The 26,659-nt window shown below is 27.0% G+C and carries 21 protein-coding genes; 3 read left to right on the forward strand and 18 right to left on the reverse strand.

Annotated elements, in window-relative coordinates:
• Nucleotides 1–291: 291 nt before the first annotated feature.
• Nucleotides 292–1,047, forward strand: a complete 756-nt coding sequence (locus J2S18_RS02855; protein ID WP_307482956.1) for a creatininase — start codon at nt 292–294, stop codon at nt 1,045–1,047.
• Between the two features lie 54 nt (nt 1,048–1,101).
• Nucleotides 1,102–2,028 (forward strand): DMT family transporter, encoded by a 927-nt coding sequence (locus tag J2S18_RS02860; RefSeq protein ID WP_307482958.1) that lies wholly within the window; start codon nt 1,102–1,104, stop codon nt 2,026–2,028.
• A 62-nt stretch (nt 2,029–2,090) separates the two neighbouring features.
• Here the strand turns inward: J2S18_RS02860 and J2S18_RS02865 are convergent, their stop codons facing one another.
• From J2S18_RS02865 to J2S18_RS02925, 13 genes are all read right to left on the reverse strand, one after another.
• Nucleotides 2,091–3,299 carry a PucR family transcriptional regulator gene (locus tag J2S18_RS02865; protein WP_307482961.1) on the reverse strand — a complete coding sequence of 403 codons (1,209 nt, stop codon included), beginning with the start codon at nt 3,297–3,299 and terminating at the stop codon, nt 2,091–2,093.
• A 291-nt stretch (nt 3,300–3,590) separates the two neighbouring features.
• The gene (locus J2S18_RS02870; RefSeq protein WP_307482962.1) at nt 3,591–4,352 is read right to left on the reverse strand and encodes an SDR family NAD(P)-dependent oxidoreductase; all 762 of its coding nucleotides are present in this window, start codon (nt 4,350–4,352) and stop codon (nt 3,591–3,593) included.
• Nucleotides 4,353–5,387: 1,035 nt separating this feature from the next.
• Nucleotides 5,388–7,028: a DNA cytosine methyltransferase gene (locus J2S18_RS02875; protein WP_307482965.1), complete on the reverse strand. Its 1,641-nt coding sequence runs from the start codon at nt 7,026–7,028 to the stop codon at nt 5,388–5,390.
• Nucleotides 7,029–7,098: 70 nt separating this feature from the next.
• Nucleotides 7,099–8,850: an AIPR family protein gene (locus tag J2S18_RS02880; RefSeq protein ID WP_307482969.1), complete on the reverse strand. Its 1,752-nt coding sequence runs from the start codon at nt 8,848–8,850 to the stop codon at nt 7,099–7,101.
• The gene (locus tag J2S18_RS02885; RefSeq protein ID WP_307482972.1) at nt 8,847–9,863 is read right to left on the reverse strand and encodes a PD-(D/E)XK motif protein; all 1,017 of its coding nucleotides are present in this window, start codon (nt 9,861–9,863) and stop codon (nt 8,847–8,849) included. The genes J2S18_RS02880 and J2S18_RS02885 overlap by 4 nt, the downstream gene beginning before the upstream one ends.
• The gene (locus J2S18_RS02890) at nt 9,847–12,663 is read right to left on the reverse strand and encodes a Z1 domain-containing protein (protein WP_307482974.1); all 2,817 of its coding nucleotides are present in this window, start codon (nt 12,661–12,663) and stop codon (nt 9,847–9,849) included. Before J2S18_RS02890 ends, J2S18_RS02885 begins: the two co-directional genes overlap by 17 nt.
• A 1-nt stretch (nt 12,664) precedes the next feature.
• Nucleotides 12,665–14,146, reverse strand: a complete 1,482-nt coding sequence (locus J2S18_RS02895) for an ATP-binding protein (RefSeq protein ID WP_307482975.1) — start codon at nt 14,144–14,146, stop codon at nt 12,665–12,667.
• A gap of 546 nt (nt 14,147–14,692) precedes the next feature.
• Entirely contained in the window at nt 14,693–16,192 is a 1,500-nt protein-coding gene (locus J2S18_RS02900) for a hypothetical protein (protein ID WP_307482978.1), read from the reverse strand.
• Between the two features lie 354 nt (nt 16,193–16,546).
• Entirely contained in the window at nt 16,547–17,899 is a 1,353-nt protein-coding gene (gene rlmD / locus J2S18_RS02905) for a 23S rRNA (uracil(1939)-C(5))-methyltransferase RlmD (RefSeq protein WP_307482981.1), read from the reverse strand.
• Nucleotides 17,900–17,922: 23 nt separating this feature from the next.
• The gene (locus tag J2S18_RS02910; protein ID WP_307482984.1) at nt 17,923–18,357 is read right to left on the reverse strand and encodes an RDD family protein; all 435 of its coding nucleotides are present in this window, start codon (nt 18,355–18,357) and stop codon (nt 17,923–17,925) included.
• 18 nt (nt 18,358–18,375) lie between these two features.
• The gene (locus J2S18_RS02915; RefSeq protein WP_307482987.1) at nt 18,376–19,077 is read right to left on the reverse strand and encodes an LptM family lipoprotein; all 702 of its coding nucleotides are present in this window, start codon (nt 19,075–19,077) and stop codon (nt 18,376–18,378) included.
• Nucleotides 19,078–19,419: 342 nt separating this feature from the next.
• Nucleotides 19,420–20,454, reverse strand: coding sequence for a selenide, water dikinase SelD (selD, locus tag J2S18_RS02920; RefSeq protein WP_307482990.1), 1,035 nt, complete (start codon nt 20,452–20,454; stop codon nt 19,420–19,422).
• A 63-nt stretch (nt 20,455–20,517) separates the two neighbouring features.
• Complete coding sequence (locus J2S18_RS02925; protein WP_307482993.1) at nt 20,518–21,216, reverse strand: helix-hairpin-helix domain-containing protein; 699 nt, start codon at nt 21,214–21,216, stop codon at nt 20,518–20,520.
• A 127-nt stretch (nt 21,217–21,343) separates the two neighbouring features.
• Here J2S18_RS02925 and J2S18_RS02930 point away from each other — a divergent pair, with 127 nt between their 5' ends.
• Nucleotides 21,344–22,633, forward strand: coding sequence for a D-alanyl-D-alanine carboxypeptidase family protein (locus tag J2S18_RS02930; protein ID WP_307482995.1), 1,290 nt, complete (start codon nt 21,344–21,346; stop codon nt 22,631–22,633).
• A 40-nt stretch (nt 22,634–22,673) separates the two neighbouring features.
• Here J2S18_RS02930 and J2S18_RS02935 read toward each other — a convergent pair whose 3' ends face one another.
• From J2S18_RS02935 to yhbY, 5 genes are read right to left on the reverse strand one after another with little or no spacing between them, the layout of a single operon-like run.
• Nucleotides 22,674–23,582: an RluA family pseudouridine synthase gene (locus J2S18_RS02935; protein WP_307482998.1), complete on the reverse strand. Its 909-nt coding sequence runs from the start codon at nt 23,580–23,582 to the stop codon at nt 22,674–22,676.
• 33 nt (nt 23,583–23,615) lie between these two features.
• Nucleotides 23,616–25,124, reverse strand: a complete 1,509-nt coding sequence (locus tag J2S18_RS02940; RefSeq protein WP_307483001.1) for an LCP family protein — start codon at nt 25,122–25,124, stop codon at nt 23,616–23,618.
• 34 nt (nt 25,125–25,158) lie between these two features.
• Nucleotides 25,159–25,731 carry a bis(5'-nucleosyl)-tetraphosphatase (symmetrical) YqeK gene (gene yqeK, locus J2S18_RS02945; RefSeq protein ID WP_307483004.1) on the reverse strand — a complete coding sequence of 191 codons (573 nt, stop codon included), beginning with the start codon at nt 25,729–25,731 and terminating at the stop codon, nt 25,159–25,161.
• A 1-nt stretch (nt 25,732) separates the two neighbouring features.
• Nucleotides 25,733–26,338, reverse strand: coding sequence for a nicotinate-nucleotide adenylyltransferase (nadD, locus tag J2S18_RS02950; RefSeq protein WP_307483007.1), 606 nt, complete (start codon nt 26,336–26,338; stop codon nt 25,733–25,735).
• A gap of 1 nt (nt 26,339) precedes the next feature.
• Nucleotides 26,340–26,654, reverse strand: coding sequence for a ribosome assembly RNA-binding protein YhbY (gene yhbY, locus J2S18_RS02955; RefSeq protein ID WP_307483011.1), 315 nt, complete (start codon nt 26,652–26,654; stop codon nt 26,340–26,342).
• Nucleotides 26,655–26,659 lie beyond the last annotated feature (5 nt).

Genomic DNA, 26,659 nt, shown 5'->3' on the forward strand with positions numbered 1-26,659 from the left:
ATTACTGTGCACATAAAGAACATATTTTTATAGATAGATTTGTATTTTTAGTACATTGTCACTAATATGTCCTCCCTGTATACTGGGAACATAATAAAAATTACATAAAAAAATTTTAAATAAAGCTATATTTAATGTAGTTTTGATTTTTAGCTAGCTCTTTAGAAATATTTAAATATTACAAATTACTATTTATTAAAATGTTCTTATAGTCCTAGCTAAAAACCAACATTCAATTAAAATATACGCTTAAGTAAAAATAATATTAAGACAAGAAAAGGGGACTTTATTATGTACGAAAACGTAAAAATGGAAAACATGACATGGAAAGAATTTGCAAAGAAAAAGGATGATGTAATTATATTACCAATAGGTTCTACAGAACAACATGGACCACATCTTCCAACTTGCGTAGATACTGTATTAGCTAATGGATTTGCTTATAGAATTGCTGAGAAAATAAACGGTGTTGTAGCACCTGCTCTTTCATATGGATACAAGTCAAAACCATTAAGTGGTGGTGGCCCATTATTCCCAGGAACTATTGATTTAAATGGAGCTACATTACAAGCTTTAGTAATGGATATAATTGATGAATTTGTTCGTGATGGATTTAAAAAGATATTTATATTAAGTGCTCACTTTGAAAATGAAGCATTTATTGTAGAAGCTATGGATTTATGTTCTGCAAAATATGGAGATAAAGTTCAATTACTTCTTACTAACTGGTGGGATCCAATGTCACCTGATGTAATTGACAAAGTTTTTGATGAAGTACCATTCCCAGGTTGGGCTTTAGAACATGCTGCTGTTACAGAAACATCATTAATGATGTATTTTGCACCAGAACTTGTTAGAGAAGATAAAATATTAGATACAGAAAATGCAAGCCCTGCAACTTACTACAGATACCCAATAGAAAAGGATATTGTTCCTGAAACTGGAATACTTGCATCAGCTAAATCTTCATCAGCTGAAAGAGGAAAAATAATGGTTGATGATGTTATTCCAAACATTATTAAAATTATTGATAAAGCTTTTAAATAATATATAATAAGTTAATAGTATTTAATAAATTTATATAGAAAAAGTAGGTATATTATGAAAACAAAAGGAATTATTTTAACTATGCTATCTTCAATTACCTTTGGTTTTGCCTTTACCCTTGGCCCTATGACCTATGGTCTTGAAGGAAGCAACCCTGTAACACTAACCTTTTTAAGAAACTTTTTAAGTTTACCATTTTTATTAGTAATTATTTTACTTTTAAAAATAAACTTAAAAGTAACAAAAAAACAACTTAGAGATTTAATAATACTTGGTTTTGTTGGAAATGCAATAACAACATTAATGTTAAATATGGCATTTGCTTATATAGATGTTGGAATAGTTACACCAATTCATTTTACTTACCCAATATTTGTAACACTTGGTTGTGTAATATTCTTCCATGAAAAATTAAGCAAGCAAAAGGTATTAGCACTAATTATAGCTATGTCTGGTATAGGATGTTTCTTCATTACTGCATTAACTTCAGCCTCCCTTGGAGCTAGTACACTACTTGGCTTAATTTTAGCCATAGCATCTGGAATGTTTTATGCATTCTATATTATATTCATGGACAAAAGTGGTTTAAAAAGTGAACCACCTTTTAAGATAACATTCTACGTAGCAGTATCATCATCAATAGGTATGTTTATATATGGAATGATTACAAATCAACTTGTTTTATCTTCATTAACACCTAAAGCTTGGGGATTATCAGCAATATTTGCATTCCTATGCACAGTTGTTGCCTTATCCTTATTACAAGTTGGTATTAAAAATATTGGAGCCAGCGAAGCAGCTGTTATAAGTACATTTGAACCTATAACAAGCGTTATATTTGGAGCAATACTTTTAGGCGAAGAAATAACATTAATAAAAGTTGTTGCATGTGCATTAATATTTGCAGGAGTTTTAATACTATCCTTTGCAAAAGAAAAAGCAACAGCAACTACCAACATAAAAGAATCAGTTACTAATTAAAAAAAAATTATGGACTATATCAAAATCACTCTTATAATTTTGATATAGTCCATTTTTTAGCTTTATATTTTATTTTGTAAATTAAGAAATTCATAAATTAGTATACTATTAAAAAGTTCTAAATCAGTCATAGCATCATCTAAATCCCTTTGCAGAAGATTTTTGATTGTTGTTAATCTATAAAGTAAAGTATTCCTATGAATAAAAAGTTCTTGAGATGTCTTTACTAAATGTCTATTATTTTTAAAATAACATTTTAAAGTTCCTGTTAAATCCATTCCATGATTTTTGTCATATTCTAAAATAGGTCCTAAATTTTCATAGCAATACTGCTGAACATCTTTAACATCTGACAATTCAATAAGTAATCTTACAATACCTAATTCATTATATTTAATAACATTTGAATCATTTTTATACATATCAATCATAGATAAAGCTTTAAAGGCTTCCTTATAACTTATTTTAATATCAGAATTATTTTCTCTTATACGACTAAAACTTAAATTCATCTCAATATTTTCTGAATATCTAGAATTTATAAGCTTAAATACATCCTCAATATATTCTGAAGATTTTTTTGCCTCTTCATAATCATTAGCAAATATTAGACTCATTAAGTGATTTGCATATTCCATATGTATTAAAGTATAATTTTCTTCCTTTAAACCTTCATCTAAAGAATTTATTATATGTTTACTAACCTGTTCTGTATCGTGAGAAATAGCTGATAACTTTTTTATTTTAAATATGCAAATATAATGGCAAGGTCTTAAGTTTATATTATAAAATTCTGCTAAAGCATTAATATCTTCATGTAATTGATCCTGAGAAAAAAGTAATGATTCAAGAAAATGCTTCCCATTTTTTGACTCTTCCCTTTTTTGTTCTATCTTTAGAAAAATTTCCTGTATAATATCAATTAGTTTAATATCCCAAGGCATTATAAATAAAGGAAGACCTTTTTCATTTGCTCTATCTAGCATATTCTTTGATATGCTGTTTATGTATTTATCATCAATTAAAATGACTATACCAGAAAGTCTTTTATTAATACATTCCTCAAGTAAACATAAAAGATTTTCATCATTTTCTTTGTTATCTCTATAAATAACAAAAAGTAACTCTCCTCCATAAAGCCACTTTGAAATAGATTCTGTTGTCCTTACATAGGGCAAAGAAATTTGATTATTTAATCCACTTTCCCCAGCTAATAACTTTGCCTTTGAAAAATAATTAAGCTGAAATAAATCCTTGCAGCAAAAACTCATAAAGTCACTCCTTCTTATTCCATTTCATTCCACTTTATTTATTTTACCATTTTTTATAAGTATATTAAACGTTATCTAACATATTTATACATTTACTCATTACATATATATTTAACATATACACTTTTGAAAAATTATTAATTTATTTATATTATAATTAATAAAAAATATTATTTGAATTATCTGAAAATTTAGATTATAATAAAAGTACATTAATTTAATTTTTTCGCTAAAAGGCAAGTTATACCTCTTTTTAAAATTCTAACTTGCCTTTTATCATGCAAAAAATTATTAAATCATTACTGCTCCATCAACAGATAAAATTTCACCACTTACATAACTTGCCATATCAGATGCTAAAAATAAGAAGGCATTTGCAATATCTTCTGCCTCTCCAATTCTTCCAACTGGAATATTTTGAATTAACCCATCTACTAATTCCTTATCAAGTTCCTTAACCATATCTGTTGATATTATGCCAGGTGCTACTGCATTAACCCTTATTCCATCTTTTCCAAGTTCCCTTGCCAAAGATTTAGTAAGTCCATTTACTGCAAATTTAGATGTTGGATATCCAACTCCTGCCTTTTGTCCATATAAACTTACTACTGAACTTGTATTTAAAATTGCTCCTGACTTTTGCTCTTTCATTATTTCTGCAAATATTTTAGAACAATTAAATACAGCTTGAACATTAATATCCATTATTTGAGAGAAGTTTTCATATGTTTGATCATAAATTGTCTTATTATCGCTTACTCCTGCATTATTTATTAAAACATCTATTCTTCCCCACTTTTCTAAAATCAAATCAGCCATATGATCTATTTCTTTTGTATTTAATAAATTAGGATAAAATCCCATAACTTTATAACTTGGATTAATCTTCTTTAATTCTTCTAAAGCTTTATAAACAGATTCCTTTTTAGAACCACAAAGTACAACTTTCGCACCATTTAAAAGAAACTTTTTTACTGTAGCAAATCCTATTCCTCTAGTTCCACCAGTTACAATAACAACTTTATTTTCTATACTTTTTGATAAACTATCCATTTTTAACACCTCTCTGCTTTTTGATAAATTATTTTATACTTATATATTAATATAATGAAATAAAAATTTATTTTAAGCCTTTGAAAATTATATATGTTTTGCTCTTTATAGTATATTAATTAGTAAAATAATTTATAATAATCATTTATTTGAATAGTAATTTATATTGTTAACTACAAAAGTTATATTTCTAAAATAATTTTAGGCTATATAAAATAGAAAATGCTAATTGCTAAGAAAATTATTAGCAATTAGCATTTTCTATTTTAATTTCTTCAAAGCATTAAGGACTAAAATATCTGCAGGTATCCATTTTTGATTTTCTAATTCATTAAAATTAATCCATTTAGCATCATTATGAGCATTTAAACTTAATTTTCCACCTGTAACTTCACATATAAAAGAATGCATTATTAAATGAAAATTTGGATAATCATAAACTACTTTATATTAATACCATTTTGTCTACTGTTGTTAAATAACTTTTCCAGTTTTCTTTGTTTACAACTTATTTTCCGGGCACAAGTAAAGTTCAATATTCAAATATACCTTATATATTATTTATTAAATTTCTTCTATATGTTCTTCTCTTAAGTTTAAGGATTTAAAGTTCATATTTCCTATTTCAATATACTCAATTTCTATAAAATCTTTTATTTTTACTGAAATTATCCTGCGATTTACCTGCCTAATTATTTTTATATTTATGATTATAACCTTCGGAAATATTTTCATAATCTAAAATATGTTTATTATAAATTTTTATGATAGTTATTTTTTATTTTGAATAGTTAAAACACTAGATGTTTAAATTCCTAGTGCTTCATTAATTTTATCATTTAATTTTTATTGAAAATATATAACCCTTATTATATCGCTAATTCTTTGCAATTCATTCTTATAATTTCTATTTTTATAATTTAAGTGTGCTTGATAAAATAAATATTCGTAACACCTTGATACATATACATAAAAAAATAATAATCATTTCTTCTCTTGCCCATCTTTTTCACTATATATTTCATTTTCTAAGAATTAATTATATTTGTCATATATACTTTTTAATGTAACATATTTTTCCTTATAATTTAATAATCTCAGTACAATTTCTGCTACTGCTCTCCCTAGCATAGGTGGAACCGCATTGCCTATTTGTTGATATACAGAATCTTTTGTTCCATAAAACACATAACCATCCGGAAAACTTTGCAATCTAGCTGCTTCTCTAGCACTTACCGCACGATTAAACTTAGGATGTATCCACATAGATTTTCTAACATTAACTACTGTATCTGAGGGTTTCATATATTCCAAACGTTTATAAATTGTATTTTGAGTACGTCCTGGATTTTCATATGTTTCTTTCATATCATCAGGAAGTGAATGGAAATTACCTCCCTGCTTAATTACAGCAAATCTACTTTTTGCCACTTCTCTTGTATCTGTACAAACATGATTATATATATAATTATCATGATTTGCACTAATCAACTCTCTATAAAAATTTCTAGTTTTAGGTTTATAATTTTTATAAATCTTTTCATCCATACTTCCAACTGATGGTTCATATTTTTCTAAATCACTAATAGCATCTTTTACAGTTATATAATTAATTTCATTATCAATTATCGGATTGGGTAATTCTATTTTCCTATCTGCTAAAATTTCTTTCCTAGCTCCAACTAAAATATAGCGTTCTCTGCATTGTGGTGTACCAAAAGATGCTGCATTTAGGACTCTTCCTTCAAATTTATATCCTAAATATTTAAAAGATGCCTTAATATAATCTATAACTATATACGTTTGCATTCTGATAATTATTTGATTATTATTACTTACTACTTTATATATTGCATTTTTAATATTTAATTCATTAACGCCTATAAATAATCTCTGTATATCCCAAAACTTCATTATTTTATTATAATTTTTATTGCTCATTGATTTAGTTTTATATACTTCTAACAATGACTCTCTAGCTTCATTAATAATTATCTGATACCATTGCAATACTTGTCCATTACGTTTCATACAACGTATTAACTGTTCTATTAATTTAGTATTACTATTTTTTGAAAAGTATTCTTTTAGCTTTTCCTTCTTTTTAGTAATATTTTTAAGTAAATATAACTGATCTTCATTAAGCAATACAAACCTTCTGTAATTGTTATTTTTTACCATATTAACTAACTCATCAATATGTGTTTCATCTTCATACAAAACAACATCTTTATTATGAAGTTTTAATTTCAAATCATTATTAATATGATTTTCATCTTGTCTTGTTAAACAAAAAGAATGTTTATCTGAAGCAATTGTTTTAACATTTTCCATCACAAAAACACTAGGTTTTATTACTCTTATAGCCTCAACATATTTTTTTATAAGCTCATTACTTCCATTTATTAATTTTCTTCTTTGCCTATTAGCATTAGAAAATCCTTGACAAGGTGGACCACCAATAACTACATCTATATTAGGATTGTCAGATAATATATCATTAAAATCTAATTCTAAGATATCTTCATAATTTTTTATATTGGGGTGATTTTTAAGATATGTCTTAGCTGCATTCTTATTGTTTTCAACGAATGCCACGACCTCAAATTTTTCTGTCATTTCAAAACCTAGGCTAAGACCACCTGCACCCGCAAACAAATCTACTATTTTATACATAATAACATATATCACCTCTTTTTAAGCAACATATCATATTAATTTAAATATGTCAATTACTGCTTCTAATCTAGAATACATTATTTTTATATCTCTTTTTAAGAAGATTCCAACATTCCTCTTTTTTACACCATTGAGTAACATTTATTCCTTTAACCTCAGGATTCATAAAATGTTTCCATACCTTAAGTGCAATTTCCTCTATCACAAATGATAATTGTGATGAAATTGATTGATTAATCCAAATTTGCTCATCACCAACACATTTTTCATGAAATTCTGATAACAATGCTATAGTATAATAGTTTACTTGTGCCTTATACCCGCCCAAATTCAATTCTTTTACAATTTTATCGCAAGACTGAAATAAAATCACTTTTTCTATCATAGAAATGTAACTTAATTCATTCGGATATGGAATTTCATTTTTTTTAACCATTTCTGAAAATTTAATAAAGTTCGTTTCTAACCCTTTACTTACTATGTATGGATATTTCATCCATGCCATTTGGCATTTTGCAGCAACAGTTTTAGAAATACATTGTTTTTTAGGATTCATTTCTTTAAACTGTTTTTTAGCTCCTGTAGTAAGTTGCCTATTTAATTCAACCATATATTGACCTCTAGCTCGTTCATAAAACCACTTATTATTTGATTTACCGCTACTAGTAGGCACATAGATTTTTCTAGATAAACGTTCCATTTCTATATGATAGCTATCATTAGCACTAAAATCCGACATATTTATTTTATTTTGGCTGTTTGCATATTTCGAAATATTACTAATTATTTCATTAGCTTTATCTCTATCTTTTATAACAGTAAGTTTCATTTGCACACTCACATTTTCTAATGAAACTTTATTTTGCAAAGCATTATAAATTGATGCTGTTGTTTGTCCTCCATTAACTATTTGCCAATTTCTCAACTCCTCTATTGTTATAATTTTTTCATTAGAATTTTGTTCATCAACAATTAATTCTTCCGCTACCGTAGATATTCCATTATTATATGCCATAAACATCTCAGGTTCCTTAATTAATGTTTCCTTTAATCCTTTATTAATTTTACCTGTAGCCTGTAAAAATGATCTAACGTTTTTTTCAATAAGTCTTTGACCTTCATCTTTATAAATACTAGCAAGATAATAACCAGAAATAACACCAATATAGCAGTCATATATACTATTCTCCTGCTCTACCTTTATCATCTGTAAATTATATTTATACTTTTTTTGAAATTTAATTATTAAATCCTGTTCAATTTTATTTTGATATATGTACTGACATATCCTTTCTAAATCCCATACATCAAATTTTACTAGCATATTATCAATTTTTATATCATCAGGAATATATCTTACAGATTCTTTATTAGTTAAAAGAATAACCTTAATATTTTCAATATTTTTTAAATTTTCTTGTATATATTCATAAATTAAATATCCATCACTAGATTCTTCTATATTTAGAAAATAATCTGTTTTACAATTTCTAAAGAATTTTGTTGCTAATCGTACATTTTTTTTTATTTCTACCTTCCCTACTTTTTTTATATCTTGTCTGTTATTAAAATCACTTATAACTAATGTTAACGTCTGAAAATATTCATCATAGTTATAGCCATTGATTTTCATTTTTTCATTTGTTTTTTGATAACTTATAATATTACAATTTGATAGATATGATTCACCTGTATCAACTATATATGATGTGAAAATACTTGTAAATGCATCTTCTGTACTGATATTGTTTTTTAAAGAATGTTCCCTTACTTCTTCAATTAATTCTTCATTAAATTCTTTCATTTGAGGTGTTATCATACTATACCTCCATTCAATTTTTGAATTAAATGCTCCTCTAAAATATTAAATCTATCACACCCATTAATATTCAGCTTATAACTTACATTAGAGATTACATTTGGTAACTTATCTTTTGTTATATTAGGAAACTCTTCACTAACTTGAAAATACTTTATATCTCTTATCACAAAACCTATTTTATATATTTGAGAATTTCTTAATAAGTATCCATACTTAAACAGTTTTTCTTCAAATATCTCTAAAGAAACATCAACTTGTAATTTATCAACTATTCGTTGTACCAATGATGGTAAGGTTTCTCCATCACTAAGACTTTTTCTTAAAATAACACTCATCAAATATAAATCTCCATTTACATCATTAGTATCTAATTGATATTCATTGCTTATAGTTACACTACTTGTATTATTAGAACTTGTACTTTTTATTTCAACAGCATTACCACTTATATAAAAGTCATGCGTTTCAAAGTTACATCCACTCCAAAAATTCAATGCCTTTTCACCATACAAATCTATTAACTTTTCTAAAAATATTAATTCACTATACAAACCTTGTTGCTTTATATCAGACATAACCAAGTGTTGATGAATATTGAAAAATTTCTTCCATTTTACTAACACTTTACCAACAGTATTAATAACCTGTTGATGGCTTTGTACTAATTTTATATTTTCAACTATATCTTGTACTATTGCATCATATATCTTTTCATCTGAATCTTCTAATTGTTTAAATACTAAATAGAATCCTTTATCTGACCCATTTTCAATTTCACTAACAATTACATCTATTCCGTTCCAATCTGGATATTTTTCAACTATATTTTTATTAAAATCTTTGTTTATTCTTATTGCTAATTCTTTTGTGTCATTACTTTTATTATAATAAACTATAAAAACAATATCATTATCCAAGACAAATCTTCTAGAAAGATTTCTTTGATTAGTATATTCTTTCTTAGTAAAATCCTTAATAATATCATTAAATATTTTATTCAAATAATTCATCATCTTCTCCTTTTAACCCAATATCATTAATTCTATAAGATTTTATACTACCAATATTTTTATTATCAGGAAAAACGATAGCTATTCCAATAGGAACTTTATGTTCTTTTCTTTTGAAGTCAATTAGTTGATCCCCTTTCCCAACTTTTACATCAATAGGCGCAATAATTAAAAGACCATTTTCCCTATTTCTAATTTTCTTTCTAACATAATCATTGCTCAAATTCTTACCTTTCTTTTTAAATTGTTCTACTATTTTTTTCTTTTTTTTCATATCCTCTTCGCTAAAGTCATAAAATTGCATATCTTCTGAAGTTAAAGTTTGAATTGAGCAAAACTCATCATTAACCGGTATTATATTTTCTCTCTTCATTCCAGATGCAACTGATACATTACTAAATTTTATTTCATCATTCTCGTTTCCTAAATTTAACAGGCACACAGTCCAACTTAACAATCCTCCATTTTTCATTTGATCCTCAATATAATCCGCCATATACTTACTATTTGCCTTATTTGCTTGTCTAGAAGTTTCATAATTTAACAAAAAATCTTTTATATAATGCCCATCTACATTTTGCCAAAACAAATGCTTATTTCTATTCTTTCCCCTACCTATTTTTTCCCAATAATTTTCAACTGGGTTACCACATAATTTTAATAAATTATCAACTGCTTCAAAATTTTTGTCATATTTTTCTGCATTAATATCCATTGAACGAGTCTGACTAAACACATTATTAAATGTAATTTTTCTTTCTTCTCCACTTTGAACCTTATTAGCTCCTGAAATCTTCATATTAGGGTGCGTAGCAACTCTTAATCCAAAATTTTCAGGTGTTTCTTCAATATTATTCATATATTCAATTTGTTCACGTAAATCATCAGTTGCAAAAGATATATGCCTAAACCAAGCATATAAATCATCTTGAACAAACAATCTACACAAATCTGCATATCCAGGCTTAAAACCAAACCATCTCCCCATTTGCATTAAAGTATCATACATTTTTGATTCTCTTGTAAAATAACTTACCGTTAAACCTTCTAATGTAAGACCCCGTGAAAGTTTATCTCCTCCTATTGCGATTACATTATATTGTTTACCTTTATGTTCTTTATACAATAATGCATCTTTACTCTTACCATTTATACTATATATTTTCACCAAATCATTTTCTATAAGGTTACAAATCTTTTGAAAAACATTCTCCCACGTAGTATCTGGAATGTCATTCATAAAATTTCCATGAAATTTCCTCATCTTTTGAGTAGTTTTTTCATAATCTTCTTTCCAAATTGTTTTTAAGTCACTAATTGTTTCTAAATGTCCATCAATGATCTTATTCCCAATATTTTCATAATAGTGTGTTACTCGTTTATGCACAAGTTTTTGAGTATCTGTTAATCTTGTAACATGAATTAACATCGTATTTGGTTCTCCATTTTGCCCTCTACAAATTCTAGCCGCTGTAGAAATAAGAAATGATTTTATAGCACGCTTTAAATCATCCGGCAATTCGTTTTTCACTATTTTGTTTTTTTGATCAACAAATGATAATGAATTAATACCTATGCGTCTTCTTAAAGGCATTTCCAACTGTCCTTCTTTTCCAAAGTATTCGTGAGCACCAATATAATTGGGTGGTTTAGGCAAAGCTAAAATAAAATGGGTAGGAAATAAATCCTTTCCATGTTTTTTTGATTCCATTTCACTAGGTATAAAAATATTTGCATACGGAGTTGCTGTATATCCTATGTATGAACGACAATCGAATATATGAAATAACTCCCTAATTTGAGCATTAATTTTAGATGCCTTGTCCTTATTTTTAATTACTCCATCTTTATATTCATATTTTGTATTAATTGATGCCTGATCCGCTTCATCATCAATTAATAATAATGGATAATTGGCATCCATATATTTTCTACCCGTGTCTTTATCAATACTATGTTTTTTATTATTCTTAAAGAAACTTATAAGTGACTCCAAAACTTTTGAGTGCTTTTTTACTACAAAAATAGTAGGAATTTCAGTACTCACAAATATTTGTTGTCTATCCCTATTAAAATCTCCTTTTTCATCCCTTGAAGTTAGTGTTTGTGAATCATTCTTAACAACTAATTTCTTGCCTACACCTATAATATTTGTCTCTTTTTTCATTTGATTCAATAAGTAAGCTAAACTTGTTTCAAATCCTAAAACCTCCTCATCAATTCTTGATTGTGTTTGAGCTCTTAAATTATTATGCATACCTGCAAGAACAATTATTATTTTATATCCAGCATCTATAGCTTTATTAATTACTCCAATATAATGTGCAGTTTTTCCAGATTGAACATATCCAATAACCATTCCTTTACGTTCTATTGCCATTTTTTTATTTGGATCTGCTATCGCATTCATAACTTTATTTGTTGTATTATTAATACTTTTATCTATGGAACTTCTTGGCCATCCCTTATTTTCTAACAAATATTTTTCATATCTATTCCAATACTCTGTTGAATTTTCTTTTAGAAATTCATCCCACCAAACTGAATTCCTAACCTCTAAACATGTCATAAACATAGGATGTTGTTGCTCCCTAATCATACTTATTTGTTCCTCTAAATATTTTCTTAAATTATCTTCATTTGAAACTACATTTGAAAAAATATCCATAGTTTTCTCTACTGCTTCTCTTATCGCACTATCAATATCATCTGCATTTTTATCTAACTTTCCTTCATAAAACTCATATGCAGATTTATAAAACTTCATTTCACTTTCATCTAATTTATTAATATTAATCATTTTAACCATCCTTAACTAATTCTTTTATTATTTTGTCCATTCCTCTATATGATGCCATATTATTCAGTGTATCTATAATTTCTTCATTTTCAAAACCTTTTTTTCTAAAAATATCTATTAAATTTTTCATATGTATTTTTTCCTCAATTTGTTCTATATCATCTATTCTTTTCTCTTTATTTTGCATAGTATCAGTTATTCCAGAAATCATAATAGGTGATAAATTTTCAACAAGTGAAATGTACGCTTTTAGACATTTTCTACCTTCTTCATTTAATGAATTTTTAATTTCATGTAATAACGGATGTTTTTGATTTAAATAAAAAGAATATTTGCCAACCTTATTTTTTCGTTGTTCCCATACATATGATAGACTTGGAATATTTTTATTCGAATTTTTATTATATGTTCCACGAGAGTTATAGACACTTGTTGATTTTTCTACACATATAGTAGCAACCTTTTCCAATACGTCCTCTATATAAATAGGTGGCACAGCTTTAGATTTTTTAATATCTATTTGCCAATCAAAATCACTACTTGAATCGATATCTAATTTAATACGAGCTAAATTGTACGAAATTTCCTTTTTAACAATATTAAACCATGTTCCATAAAGTAGTAATCTTCTATTCCTATATATATAAAATCCTTGATGTTGTAACCAGCCTTTATACCCGGCTGCTTTTTTATAATCCTCTTCAGAAAAAAATTTTGTTTTATGGGGTAATATATATGGCTCTATTGTTATAACCTTATTATCTTCATAGCATTCTTCCTTACTAAGTTCTTGAGTTGCACTATTTTCTAAAACAAAAGGATTCCATGCTTTTATCTTATTTTTGTTTATCCATATTCCTAGATTATCTTCCTCAATAAATCGATGAAATACCAAACTAATATGCTTCTTAACTTTTTCAATAATTTTAAAAAATTTATCTTCTGATTTATTCATATTGTTTTCATCAATTATCTTATCAAGCTTGTCTATAACAACTACAGTTCCATTTTTATAATCTTCTAATAACGCTCTAGCACTATTAATAATGTTATCATTACTATTTAAAATTATCATTTTCCATTGGTTATTTTTTTCAATACGTTCTAAATCCCAACATGCATTTGATATTTTATCGTTTTCTTTGCTTACCACAGTAAGTCTTTTTCCTAATGAGAATGATGCTGTTTTCATCCCCATCCCAAAACGGCCTAAATCTTCTAACTTTCTTTGCTCATATGGATTCGAACTACCTATTTTCATTGAATCTAATAATATTTTTTCTGTCATTCCGTATCCATTATCGCATACTAGAATATTTCTCGATTCACAATCAAATTTTATTTTGATTTCAGATGCAAATGCTGATATACAATTATCTATAATATCTGCTATAGCTGTTTCTTCTGTATATCCCACTGATCTTAAAGATGATAATAGTAAATATGCATTAGGCATCGAATCATATTCCCTAATCTCTTCCATATATTTCAACTCCACTATTCTTGTTATTTTATACCTTATGTTGTAAATTATAGTATAATTGTACCATTTATTGTAGCCTCATTCAAATTTGTTGATTTACAATTAAAAATATTATTTTTATATTTTTAACCTTTAACATAGTCTTTTTAGCATGTAAATCTTTATTTGTTTTTATTACCTCTAATTTTAAATATTATATACAACCAAACTATACTTAAATAAAAGCCTCAAAATGAAAAGGTTAAATGCACATATAAATCTACTAAAATTTATCATACATTATTGTTAACAACTAGTTATACCAATCTCTAGCATAGCATGCTTTTTATAATACTATAAAAGCCCTTAAGTGCATTTCATATACTCGAGGGCTCTAAATAACCAATATTTTATTTTTTAATGCTTCCTAACCTCACAAGAAACATACCTAAAGCTATATCCATACTGCTAATTGTATTTCCTTGTAATTTTAACAATCACCGCACCGTGTGCAGAGTACTGTGTGTAATACATACTAATTAATATGTAGTATGATTTATAAATTGTTTATTCCAATTGAAATAAGCAATTAACTATCAAATCATATACCTGTACACTTTCAGGAGTTTTCAATATATAATCATCTGTTTCTGTTACTCCATCAAGATTATCAGCAAGTTCTACATTTAATATAGAATTATCTATATCACTTCTTATTTGTGAATAAGCTATCCCCATAAATGGTAAAATAAATTTTGATTTCTCACTAATTTTTACAACTAATAAATACATATTCTTATATTCTATTATTCTCACTTTACATTTTTCTCTTGCAATACTATTAATTAAATCTTTGCTATTAGGATATGTTCTATCACAGTATAGATATATTTCTTTATTTTTTGTATCAATCCCATAAATATCATCTCGTTCAATATCATATACCATATAATTCACTATTATAGGTGATTCAGAAGCTTCTATCAATTGTCTTGCTTGTAACTCATCTGCATTCAGGAAAAGTATCTTTTTTTTCATATAATCAAAATATGAAATAACATAGCTTTTTTCACCTAACATACTTTTAATTATTTCCATAGATTCTTTAGGTATATATAAAATCCTACTATCAAACAAATTCATGTTACACATATTTCCAAAGCAGAATAGTATTCCTAACTCTTCTCTACAACAATTTAAAACTTCATCATAATTAGATATATCTGTGGAAAATGTATTAAATGAATTAGGAAAACTATAATTAGGCAAATCTTCAATATCTATTTCTACAAGCTTAACAGTATCAAAATATGTGGATATTTCAGCTATTCTATGTGAATTTTTATATATTTGCTTTAAATACTTTTTTATCTTATTTACTATATCATCATTAATAAAACAACTATCTCCCATATCTTGCTTTAACTCATTATCTAAAGCTTCTAAATTTAATTCTCCACTTTTATCTATAATATTATAATACTTATTTAATAATCTATTAAATCTTTTATTAGGAATGTATTTTTCTACATTCTCTATATCGGAAATAAATTTTTTAAAAAATTTTTTCTGCTTAAACACTTCAATATCTATCTCTGTAATATTTGCATTTAATGAAATTTTAGCTAATGTCATTATTAGAGAATGTAAATCCTCTATGTTTATATGTACTGAACTTTCAGGTTCTAAATATCTTAAGAATTTTATAAGTGGATATATATATCTATAATACTCTTTATTATTATTCTTTAAATATTGTAGATAATCAAAATAGCCTTTATAACCTTTCTTTCTTATTATATATATACATTCACAAAAAACAGCAGTTGCTTCTTGTACTTTTCTTGAATGTGTACAAAACTCATCAAGCATATGCTTGTAATTGTTATCATATATTACAACTTTTCTTATTAGATAGCAAAATATTCCCCATACTGTTTGCTTAGTTAATACCATATGGATCGTTTCATGTAATATTGTTGAATTAATTTTTTCTTCACCGTTGTCTATGAAATTAATAATTGTAGCATTACTAAAATCATATTCTCCTAAAATAGATTTTTTCATTCATATCGTCCCCCTAATTTTCTAAGATTTATTAAGCTATTTTTCATATTAGCTTAACAGCTTCCTAGTTTCTATATAACAAATTATAACATTACTATTTTAAATTCTCCAATGTTTACTAATGACATGTATTGGATAAACAATTAAATACTAACCCAACTTACTAAAATTAAAACTGAAGAACTGTAATTATATGAATTAACTCCTGAATTACTCAATCGTTTTATAAAAAGGATTGTTATTGAAAATAATGGCTCTCCTCTAATAACATATAGGTTAATTAACTCTCTTCCTACCTCAATAAAATAAGGAACCACAAGATTACCTTACAGTTCCTATTGATTTATTATTTTTTTATTTTACTAACTTTGTTATAACTTCTCCATGTGGAGTATTAGGGAACATATCTTTAATTCTAGTTCTTTCAATGCTATATCCAGCTTCAACTAATCCCTTAAGATCATTAACTAAAGTTTTTGGATTACAAGAAACATAAACAATTTCCTTAGCATCAAAATCAATTACATATTCTAAAGCCTTTGGGCTAACTCCATTTCTTGGAGGATCTAAAATTATAATATCAGGTTTATCCTTAACTTCCTTAATAGTTTTTGCTACGTCACCAGCTATAAATGTACAATTATCAAGTCCATTAAGCTTAGCGTTCTCCTTAGCAGCTTCCACTGCCTCCTCTATAAGTTCAAGTCCAATAACCTTCTTAGCCTTTGGTGCAACTATTTGACCAATTGTTCCTGTACCACAATAAAGATCAAATACAACTTTATTTTCTGAATCCCCCATAAATTCTCTAACTATACTATAAAGGCTTTCTGCTCCTTTAGTATTAGTTTGGAAAAATGAAAATGGTGAAATTTTAAATTTTAATCCTAAAAGTTCTTCCATAATATAATCTTTTCCATAAAGAAGATTAACCTTCTCTGGATAAACTACATCAGAAAATGAATTATTTTCTGTATGAAGAAGTGAAACTAATTCTCCATCAAAATCTAATCCTTTTATAATATTAGCCCACTCTATTAAATCAAAATCTACTTGTGTTGTTGTTACAAGATTAACTAAAAGTTCGCCTGTATTTTTAGCTTTTCTTATAACTAAGTGTCTAAGGAAGCCTTCCCTTTTCATTACTCTATAATAAGGAAGTCCTGTTTCTTTAAAGTATTCAACTGTAGCTTTAATTACTTTTCTAAAATCTTCGTCTACAAGTTTACACTTATCAACAGTTATTATTCCAAAACTTGCATTTTTCATATGCATTCCAAGAGAAAGTTCTGCACCTTTATGCTCATCTCCAAAGGTAAACTCCATCTTATTTCTATATTCCCATTGCTCTACACTTCCAGTTACACCTTCATATTCTCCAGTTGTAACCTCAGCATTTTTAAATAGTTCTAAAACTTCTTTTCCTAAAAACTCTAATTGAGTTTCATAAGTAAGATTTTGTGATGAACATCCTCCACAAATTCCAAAACAAGGACACTTTGCTTCTATTTCATAAGGTGCCTTTTCTAAAACTTCTAAAAGCTTAACGTCTGTATATTCAGCTCTATTTTTTTTAACTCTTCCTTTTATTGTTTGCCCAGGAAATACATTTTTAACACGTACTTCTTTATCATTTAAAGTTGATATACCCACTGATGGGAATTCAGTTCTTTCTATTTTAACTGTTACTTCGCTTCCTCTTCTCACTTTTGTTTCTCCTATCAATTAAATTATCCTATTGATAATATTCTCTTACCAATAGTTCTTTTGTTCCTTCTTTCAAATAAAGGTAAGTAAAATACATTAACTATTACATAAAATATAAGTAATATTGATGTTGGTTCAACTATCATATAACCAAGTAATCCTATTACTAAATCAAATATTAATAAAATTATTGCTGATATACCAAGTATAACTGCCTGATCCAAAACACTTGCAAATAACTTCTTTAAAAATGATGGATTTGAATCTACTTCATTTATTTCCTCTTTGTTATCATTTTTATCTTCCTTATTTTCAGTGCTATTTTTATTACCATTTTCTTCTACTTCTATTTTTTCTTCAAGCTCTTTTTCCTTTTTTTCTAATTCAGCTTCCTCTTTTATTTCTTCTTCTATCTTAAATTCTTCTTCATTTTTAATGTCCATATCATCCTTACTCATAATAATCCTCCTATTTAATTATTTTATTCCTTCGTTATCTTTAACAAATTTATAAACTTTAGTTGATAATGTGTATACTATGTACTCTTTGCTTACTGCAAACTCTTCTGATAATCCATTTATATCATCTTTCATAACACCTTCACCATTACCATTTTTTATTATGTCTAATATTTTCTTATTTATATCCTTATAATCTCTATCTGAAACTCCAGTCATTATTGATGCATATTTAGCTATTGAAGTATCTCCTAAATTAAATTTATCATCTTTTATTGCAGTTTTTCCATCAAATTTAAGTGAAAGTTTTAATTGTATTCTACCAGAGTTTTGATTTTCTCCAAAAAGCTGTGATTCAAATTGCATACTTTCAAGCTTATTAGCTTCTGGGTCTTTATTATCTAAATATATTGACTTTACATTAGCTGTTGTACCATTTACTTGCTTAACCTTATCATCTTTTTTGTAATCTAAATCAAATTCTTTTGTTTGATCTTCAATTTTACCCATTAATTCATTGCTCTTATCAACAAACTCCTTATGTGTAAAATCTTTTATCCAATCACCTTTTAAATTTTTAAAAGTATCTCCATTATCTATATTAACTTCTGCCTGTTTTTTATTATCTTCTGTAGTTTTTTGCTCTTCTTTATTTCCACATCCTGCTAGGGAAACCATTAAAACCGTTGCCATTGCTAAACCTATAATTTTTTTTGACATATTTTTACCTCCTAAATATGTTCACTATTTATTAAAATTCCTCATATTTTTTAATTATATCATTCATTCTATTGTTTTTACAACATTACTATCTTATTTTACAATATTTTTCTTAAATTACTGTTATATAATTTCCATAAAAAATAGAGAGCAATTCATTTAATTATTCTCTCAAAAAATTTTTTATATTATTCTTACTACTAAATTATATCTAACTAATTCACATTAATTATAATATTTTCATTACAATTATTAAATTTTATTATTTTATGTATGTTTTATAATAAATATCGGTTATTAAGTAGCTAATCTTAATAACCGATATTTATTTTCTATTTAGTTTTATTTAACAATTATACTATAATCATCTTTTTCTGTTACTTTTCCAACAACCCAAGCTCTTATGTCTTTTTCTCTAAATTCCTTTAAAATTTTATTTCCTTCTTCTTCACTGCAAGAAAATAAAAGACCACCTGAAGTTTGTGGATCAAATAATATATCCTCAAGCCAATTTGGAACATCCTCCAATTTATACTTGTTTTCAATATAATATTTGTTTTCATATGCACCTTTAGGAATAAGTCCATAATTTGCATATTCCTTAGCTTCTTTTATGTAAGGTATACCTTCTTTATAAAATTCAAAGGTTTTACTTGAACCTTCTGCCATTTCATATCCATGTCCTATAAGTCCAAAACCAGTTATATCAGTACAAGCTGAAATGTTATATTTTTTTATGATTTCCCCAGCATATTTATTAAGAAGTGACATCCACTTTACAGCTTCATCTAAGGCTTCTTTTGATGCCATCTCTCCCTTTGCAGCTGTATTTACAATACCAACACCTAATGGTTTTGTAAGTATTAAAACATCCCCATTTTCTGATCCACAATTTTTTAGTATCTTTTCTGGATGTACAATTCCTGAAACTGAAAGTCCATACTTTGGTTCATCATCTTGAACAGAATGTCCTCCAATTACTACTGCTCCTGCCTCTAGTACTTTATCAGCTCCACCTCTAAGTATTTCCCCAAGTATTTTTTTATCTAAACAATTTGGAAAACATACAATATTTAAAGCAACCTTAGGCTCTCCACCCATTGCATATACATCACTTAAGGAATTTGCTGCTGCTATTTGACCAAAGGTATAGGGATCATCTACAATTGGTGTAAAAAAGTCTAAAGTTTGTATAAGTGCTATGTCATCACTTAATTTATATACTGCACCATCATCTGAAGTATCAATTCCCACTAATAAATTTTCATCTACCATATTAGGTATACTTTTTAAAATATTTGAAAGAGCTCCCGGCTCTATTTTAGCTGCTCAGCCAGCAGTTTTTGCGTAACTTGTTAACTTAATCACGTCTATCATCCCTTCTCCCCTAGGATTATTATCTATTTGTTCTACATAATTATTGTAACACATCAAAATAATTTATACACAGATGGAATCTTTTATTTTTAAAAATGTCCCTTCTCCAATTCCACTTACATTTTTAATATCTTCAATAGACTTAAACCCTCCACTTTCCTCTCTGTAAGTTATTATAGCTTTAGCCTTTGAAGGACCAATTCCATTTATCTTATTAAGTTCACTTTCATCAGCTGTATTTATATTTATTTTTTCTTCCTTTGAAGAATTACTATCCTTTAAAGATGAATTTAAAGGGGCTGAAGTTTCTTTACTTTCCTTTTCTAGCTTTTTAATATTATCTTTATTAGGAATAATAACACACATATTATTTTTTAACTTTTCTGCTCTATTTACATAATCTAATGCTGCTTTTTTTGTTAGTCCACCAGCTTCCTTTATTAAATCTTCTATTATACTTCCATCTTCTAAATAATAAACTCCCTCATTTTTTACTTCACCCTTTATATCAACAACAATTTTATTATCCTTTAACTTAATACTCTCTTCATTACTATCTTTTAAATTAATATTTTCTCCATTTTTATCATTACTCTTACTAGCATTTATATCAGAAACATCTCCACTTTCCTCTACAAATATAGTTTCATTATTGTTCTTATTAAGACTTTCTCTACCCTTAAATAAATATAATCCAAAAACTATACCCCCTATAATCAATCCTATTAAAATTAACCCAATACTTTTCTTCTTTACATCCATTTTCTTCTCCTAATATAACTTTTTTCTAAATTATTAACAGTATTTTTAAAATTTATCCTTATATTGTGGAAAATTAAAGGTTTTTTTGGTAAAATAAGAAAAGTAATTTACTAAAAAAGGAGCACTTATGAGAAAATTTTTAAATTCTTTTATAAAATTTTTATTATTAATACCTATCTTTTATAGTTTAATTTTAAATACTGCAAACGCTGCAGAAAAACCCCCTAAAATAAATGCAGAATCTTCAATATTAATTGATGCAAATACAGGTCAAGTGCTTTATTCTAAGGACGAAAATGCTAAACATTTTCCAGCTTCAACTACAAAGATTCTTACAGCCCTAGTTATATTAGATAATACAAATTTAAAAGATGTTGTAACTATAGGACACAATCCTCCCTTTGCAGATGGAAGCTCCATAGGATTAAAAGAAGGTGAAAAGTTTACTGTTGAAACACTTCTTACAGGACTTTTACTTGAATCTGGTAACGATTGTGCTGAAGCTTTAGCAGAACATGTAGGTGGATCTATTAAAAACTTTGCAAAAATGATGAATGAAAAGGCAAAAGAACTGGGATGTAATGACTCAAATTTTGAAAATCCAAGTGGATTACCAAATAATAAACATGTAACTACAGCCCATGATTTAGCTTTAATAATGAGAGCTGCATTAGATAATCCTAACTATATTAAAATATCTAGGATAGTATCTACTCAATTGCCAGCTAGTAATTTAGATGGTGAAAAGCGTTGGGTAAATAATCACAATTATTTACTTAACAAAAATTCAAAATACTATTATAAATACACTCTTGCTGGAAAAAGTGGTTATACAGATGTTGCAAGACATACCTTTGTTATTTCAGGAGAAAAAAATGGTGAAAGATTAATCGCTGTATTTTTAAAGGCTAATGATAAAGTTAAGAATTATAAGGATATGGCTAATTTATTAGACTATGGATTTAATAACTTTAAAGAGGTAAAGCTTTACTCTAAAAATGAAGTAATTGAAAACTTAAAAATTACAAAAGATTTAAATCTTCCAATAGTATTAGGTAATAATGTACTATTTGCTACAGAAAAATCAAATAATGATTCTATAAATAAAAGTCTAAAATATAAATTACCTAGAAATGTAAAAAGGAAAACTTTAAAAAAAGGTGATGTAATCTGTGAAGCTGATGTTTTAGTAAATGGCAAGAAAATATCTACTGTAAACTTATTAAGCGGAGTAAATCGTGAATATAATTTTAAAACTGGTATTTTTGAATTTGTATCTAATAATTTAATTGAAGTAATTATTGGATCAATAGTTTCATTAACAATTATACTATTTATAATTATTTCCATAATAAAAAAGCGTAAAAGAAATAAGTTTCACAAAAAATGGAAGCATGTTATAAATAGACAAAAATAAAAGAGTATCGATTATTATTATAATAATCGATACTCTTTCTTTATTTAATCTTTTCAATTAATTCTTTTAAATCCTCTGGAAGTTTTGCCCTTAAACTAAGTTTTTCCCCACTTCTTGGAGATTTAAAATCTAATCCATAGGCATGAAGGGCCTGTCTTTCTATTAGATCCTTTTCTTCATCTCCATTTCCATAAAGGAAATCACCATATATAGGATGACCTAAATGAGATAAATGAACTCTTATCTGATGAGTTCTTCCAGTTTCTAATAAACATTCAACTACATCACCATTTTTCAAGCTTTCTAAAACTTTATAATGGGTTATGCTTCTTTGTCCTCTTTTATCAACTACTCTTTTTATACTATCAAAGCCATCATCTTTTTGAGTCCTATATATTGGAAGATCTATAGTTCCTTCCTTTTCCTTAAGATTTCCATGAACAATAGCAATATACCTTTTTTTCATATTGTTATTTTTCATTTCCTTTGATAGTGCCATATGTGCATATTGATTCTTTCCTATTACAATTAACCCTGAAGTATTCATATCCAGTCTACTTACAAGTCTAACAATGCAGTTTTGGCCTGTTTCTCTAAAGTAATTTATAACCCCATTAGCTAGAGTACCTGATTGATAACTTTTTGTTGGATGAACTACTATAAATGGTTTTTTATTTATAACTAATATGTCTTCATCTTCATATACAATATCTAAATCCATCTTTTCAGGAGCTATATCTTGACTTTCTTCCCTATTTAAATCAATCTTTACTTTATCATAAGCTTTAAGCTTAAAATTCATTTTAATAGCTTCATCATTTACAAATATTCTTTTTTCAATGGAAGCCCTTCTTATAAGTCTTGAAGATAATTCAAGTTCATTTTTTAAATATTCTCTAATTTTAACTCCATCATATTCTAATGGAACACTTTTTTCTAAGACGCTCATATTCTTTCTAAGTCCTCCTAAAGTTACAAGTGTTTAATAATTCTTAGCATCATTTCCTAATATAACTACTACATCATAACCAGCATCTGAATAATTAGAACTAATGCTTTCATAATCTTTTATTGACTTAAATTTATTTTTAAGAGTATTTTTTATATTTTCATTGTCAACCATAATAACACTTTTTTCTCTAAGTTCTGTATTTCCAGTGTCAACATTATTATATCCTAATTGTTTAAGCTGTATTTGATAAGTAGCTGCAAGACCACTTATTTTTGTTGCATTTAAAACTTTTATTTTTACATTTTCAGGTTGTAAAGTACCACCTACTGAATTTCCAGAATGAAGTTTTTTAATTAATCCTGCATTTTCATTTCTATCAAATACAAAATATGATTGTCCAGCTATCATTTTTGCATTTCCTTTAACTGTTGTCATTGATATATCACTAGGTTTTAATGTTACAGCCTTTAGGGCATATCTAAACATAGTTTTACCAGTCATATTAGTTTGTACATTTTGCTCTATTGTCTTTAATATTCCAGGTATTTTAAATACAATTGATGGACTTGTGCACTTTTTAACTACTTGTTCTAAGAATAAATGTTGATTCTTAATTCTATCTATATCTCCATTTGGAAGACCTGTACCATCATTATTTTTTCTCCATCTAAAGAACTCTTCTGCTTTCTTTCCATCTAAATGTACTGTAGTTCCCTTTTTAAACTTAATACGTAGATTTTGTGACTTATCAGTGTAGTCCATATTGTAATTTATCTTCATATCAACTCCACCTATTGCATCAATAAAATCTCTAAATCCTTTATAATTTACTTTAGCTAAGTAATTTATATTAATAGATAGAAGTTTTTCAACCTCTTTAATTACTCTCTCGTCTCCTCCAATTGGGTAAGCCGCATTAATTTTCCATCTATGTCCATTTATATTTATTAAGGTATCTCTTGGTATTGAAACAATATTAACCTTTTTTGTCTTAGGGTTAAAGTTTAAAACCATCATAGTGTCTGTTCTCTTTAATGCTTCATCATTTGGTTTATCAATATCCCCAACATCCATTCCAAGAAGAAGTATATTTACAGTTTGATCCATAGGTACAGTAACTGGAGCTATCATCTTATCTGTACTTATATTAGATAAAAGCTTACCTATTCTCATTCCAGTTATTACAATTATAGCTATTAATGCAATTGCTATTACTCCAAATATCTTTTTAAAAGATATTCTCTTTTTCTTCTTTTTCTTTGGAACAATTCTCTTTGAATTTTTAGGCCTTTTACTTCCTGCACTTGCTGAAGGTCTTCTTCTTTGACTTATATCCTCATCAAAATTCCTATCTCTAAAGTCATCTTGATATCTTTGCCTATCATCAACTCTTCTTCTTGCATCATTAACAGGAATACTTGAATCTCTTCTTCTTCCATCTCTTTTTAATTCTTCATTCCTTTTTGCAATACGCCTCTTTCTTCTTATGGCTTCTTCTCTCTCACTTAGTCTTCTCTTTGATCTTCTATCATCAGCCAAGTTTGTTACACCCCATCTCCTGTATAAATGTATGTTAATTATTTTTTTTATTTACTATTAAGTAATTTCTTGCTCTAACAGTATTTAAATCAATAAGAGCCCCTTTAGTTAATAAGTATTTTATTGTATGATCCATTCCCATAAGAACACCATCATCTAAATTTTCTAATACTTTATTTCTAATTTCATCTACTCCATCATACATTCTTGATGGTTCAATCATATCTGAAATATAAATAATCTTATCCAATTTACTCATATTTTCTTTTCCTGTAGTATGCCATCTCATTGCAGATAGCACTTCTTCATCATATATATTAAACTTTTCTCTAGCAACTATTTCTGATACTATTCCATGCCAAAGTTCTGGTGTTTTTTTCTCACTTAATGTTAACTCTATATTGTTACTTTTAATAATATTAGTTAACTCTTCTAAAGTTAGATTTTTTGCTACATCATGGCATAGGGCAGCAAGTTCTGCCTTATCTTCGTCTACTCCATTTAAATTTGCTAATTTTTTTGCAGTAGATACAACACCTAATGTGTGCATATATCTTTTAGGTTGTAAATTTTCTTTTAAATAATCATATATATAAGTAATTTCCATATCATTTACCTTCATTATAAAGATTTTCTCTATTTATTACATCTAATACTTTATTAGGTAAGAAAAAATCAACTCTATTCCCTTCTTCAATTCTCTTTCTAATCTCTGTTGAGGATATCTCTAAATCTAATACATTTAAAAATATAATTTTTCCATTATATTTTTTTTCAAGTCTCTCTTTTTCATCTTTTAAATCTTCTTCTCTAAAACCTGGTCTTGTAAAAACCACTAAATTGCAAAGGGCAAAAATTTCACTTACATTTTTCCATTTTTCTAAATCAACAAGACAATCAGCTCCCGTTATAAAATATAAGGTTACATCATCTTTTTTAAAATGCTTTAATGTTTTGTAAGTATAGCTTAATCCCTCTTTTTTTATTTCATAATCTGAAACCTCAAATTCCTTAAATCCTTCAATAGCCCTTAAAACCATCTCATACCTTAAAGAAGCCCCCGTAATAGATTTTTCCTTCTTATGTGGGGGACTTCCATTTGGTATAAAAATCACTCTATCTAAGCCTAATATTTTTTTTGCCTCATAAGCTATATAAAGATGTGCATTGTGGATAGGATCAAAGGTTCCTCCAATAATCCCATACTTTTTCATACTACTTTTTTTGATTCTTAAATTTTCTTGGTAATTCTATTTTTGGTTTCTTTGAAGATCTTTTGTATAGTACTATTTTACTTCCTATTGCTTGAACCCCTTCACATTTTAATTCCTTACATATAAAATCTGAAGCTTCTCTTGCTTCGAATCCACTATTTTCCAAAATTTTTATCTTTATAAGCTCTCTTGCTTCTAATGCATCTCTTACTTGATTTAAAAAGCTCTCCTCTATTCCATTTTTACCAACTTGGAATATTGGTTGAATATCATTAGCTAGCCCTCTTAAGTAAGCTCTCTGTTTTCCTATTAGCATTATTG

Origin of the sequence: Eubacterium multiforme (genome assembly GCF_030813415.1) — a bacterium.
GTDB lineage: Bacteria > Bacillota > Clostridia > Clostridiales > Clostridiaceae > Clostridium > Clostridium multiforme.

Bases quoted from the DNA above. Each gene is read 5' to 3' on its own strand.
- J2S18_RS02880 (WP_307482969.1), bottom strand. From the start codon at position 8,850: ATGATAACACCTCAAATGAAAGAATTTAATGAAGAATTAATTGAAGAA.
- J2S18_RS02925 (WP_307482993.1), bottom strand. From the start codon at position 21,216: ATGGATGTAAAGAAGAAAAGTATTGGGTTAATTTTAATAGGATTGATT.
- J2S18_RS02900 (WP_307482978.1), bottom strand. From the start codon at position 16,192: ATGAAAAAATCTATTTTAGGAGAATATGATTTTAGTAATGCTACAATT.
- J2S18_RS02935 (WP_307482998.1), bottom strand. From the start codon at position 23,582: ATGAGCGTCTTAGAAAAAAGTGTTCCATTAGAATATGATGGAGTTAAA.
- yqeK (WP_307483004.1), bottom strand. From the start codon at position 25,731: ATGGAAATTACTTATATATATGATTATTTAAAAGAAAATTTACAACCT.
- J2S18_RS02875 (WP_307482965.1), bottom strand. From the start codon at position 7,028: ATGTATAAAATAGTAGATTTGTTTGCGGGTGCAGGTGGTCTTAGCCTA.
- J2S18_RS02885 (WP_307482972.1), bottom strand. From the start codon at position 9,863: ATGAATTATTTGAATAAAATATTTAATGATATTATTAAGGATTTTACT.
- J2S18_RS02890 (WP_307482974.1), bottom strand. From the start codon at position 12,663: ATGATTAATATTAATAAATTAGATGAAAGTGAAATGAAGTTTTATAAA.
- yhbY (WP_307483011.1), bottom strand. From the start codon at position 26,654: ATGCTAATAGGAAAACAGAGAGCTTACTTAAGAGGGCTAGCTAATGAT.
- nadD (WP_307483007.1), bottom strand. From the start codon at position 26,338: ATGAAAAAGTATGGGATTATTGGAGGAACCTTTGATCCTATCCACAAT.
- J2S18_RS02895 (WP_307482975.1), bottom strand. From the start codon at position 14,146: ATGGAAGAGATTAGGGAATATGATTCGATGCCTAATGCATATTTACTA.
- J2S18_RS02855 (WP_307482956.1), top strand. From the start codon at position 292: ATGTACGAAAACGTAAAAATGGAAAACATGACATGGAAAGAATTTGCA.
- J2S18_RS02860 (WP_307482958.1), top strand. From the start codon at position 1,102: ATGAAAACAAAAGGAATTATTTTAACTATGCTATCTTCAATTACCTTT.
- J2S18_RS02910 (WP_307482984.1), bottom strand. From the start codon at position 18,357: ATGAGTAAGGATGATATGGACATTAAAAATGAAGAAGAATTTAAGATA.
- J2S18_RS02930 (WP_307482995.1), top strand. From the start codon at position 21,344: ATGAGAAAATTTTTAAATTCTTTTATAAAATTTTTATTATTAATACCT.
- J2S18_RS02870 (WP_307482962.1), bottom strand. From the start codon at position 4,352: ATGGATAGTTTATCAAAAAGTATAGAAAATAAAGTTGTTATTGTAACT.
- J2S18_RS02865 (WP_307482961.1), bottom strand. From the start codon at position 3,299: ATGAGTTTTTGCTGCAAGGATTTATTTCAGCTTAATTATTTTTCAAAG.
- J2S18_RS02915 (WP_307482987.1), bottom strand. From the start codon at position 19,077: ATGTCAAAAAAAATTATAGGTTTAGCAATGGCAACGGTTTTAATGGTT.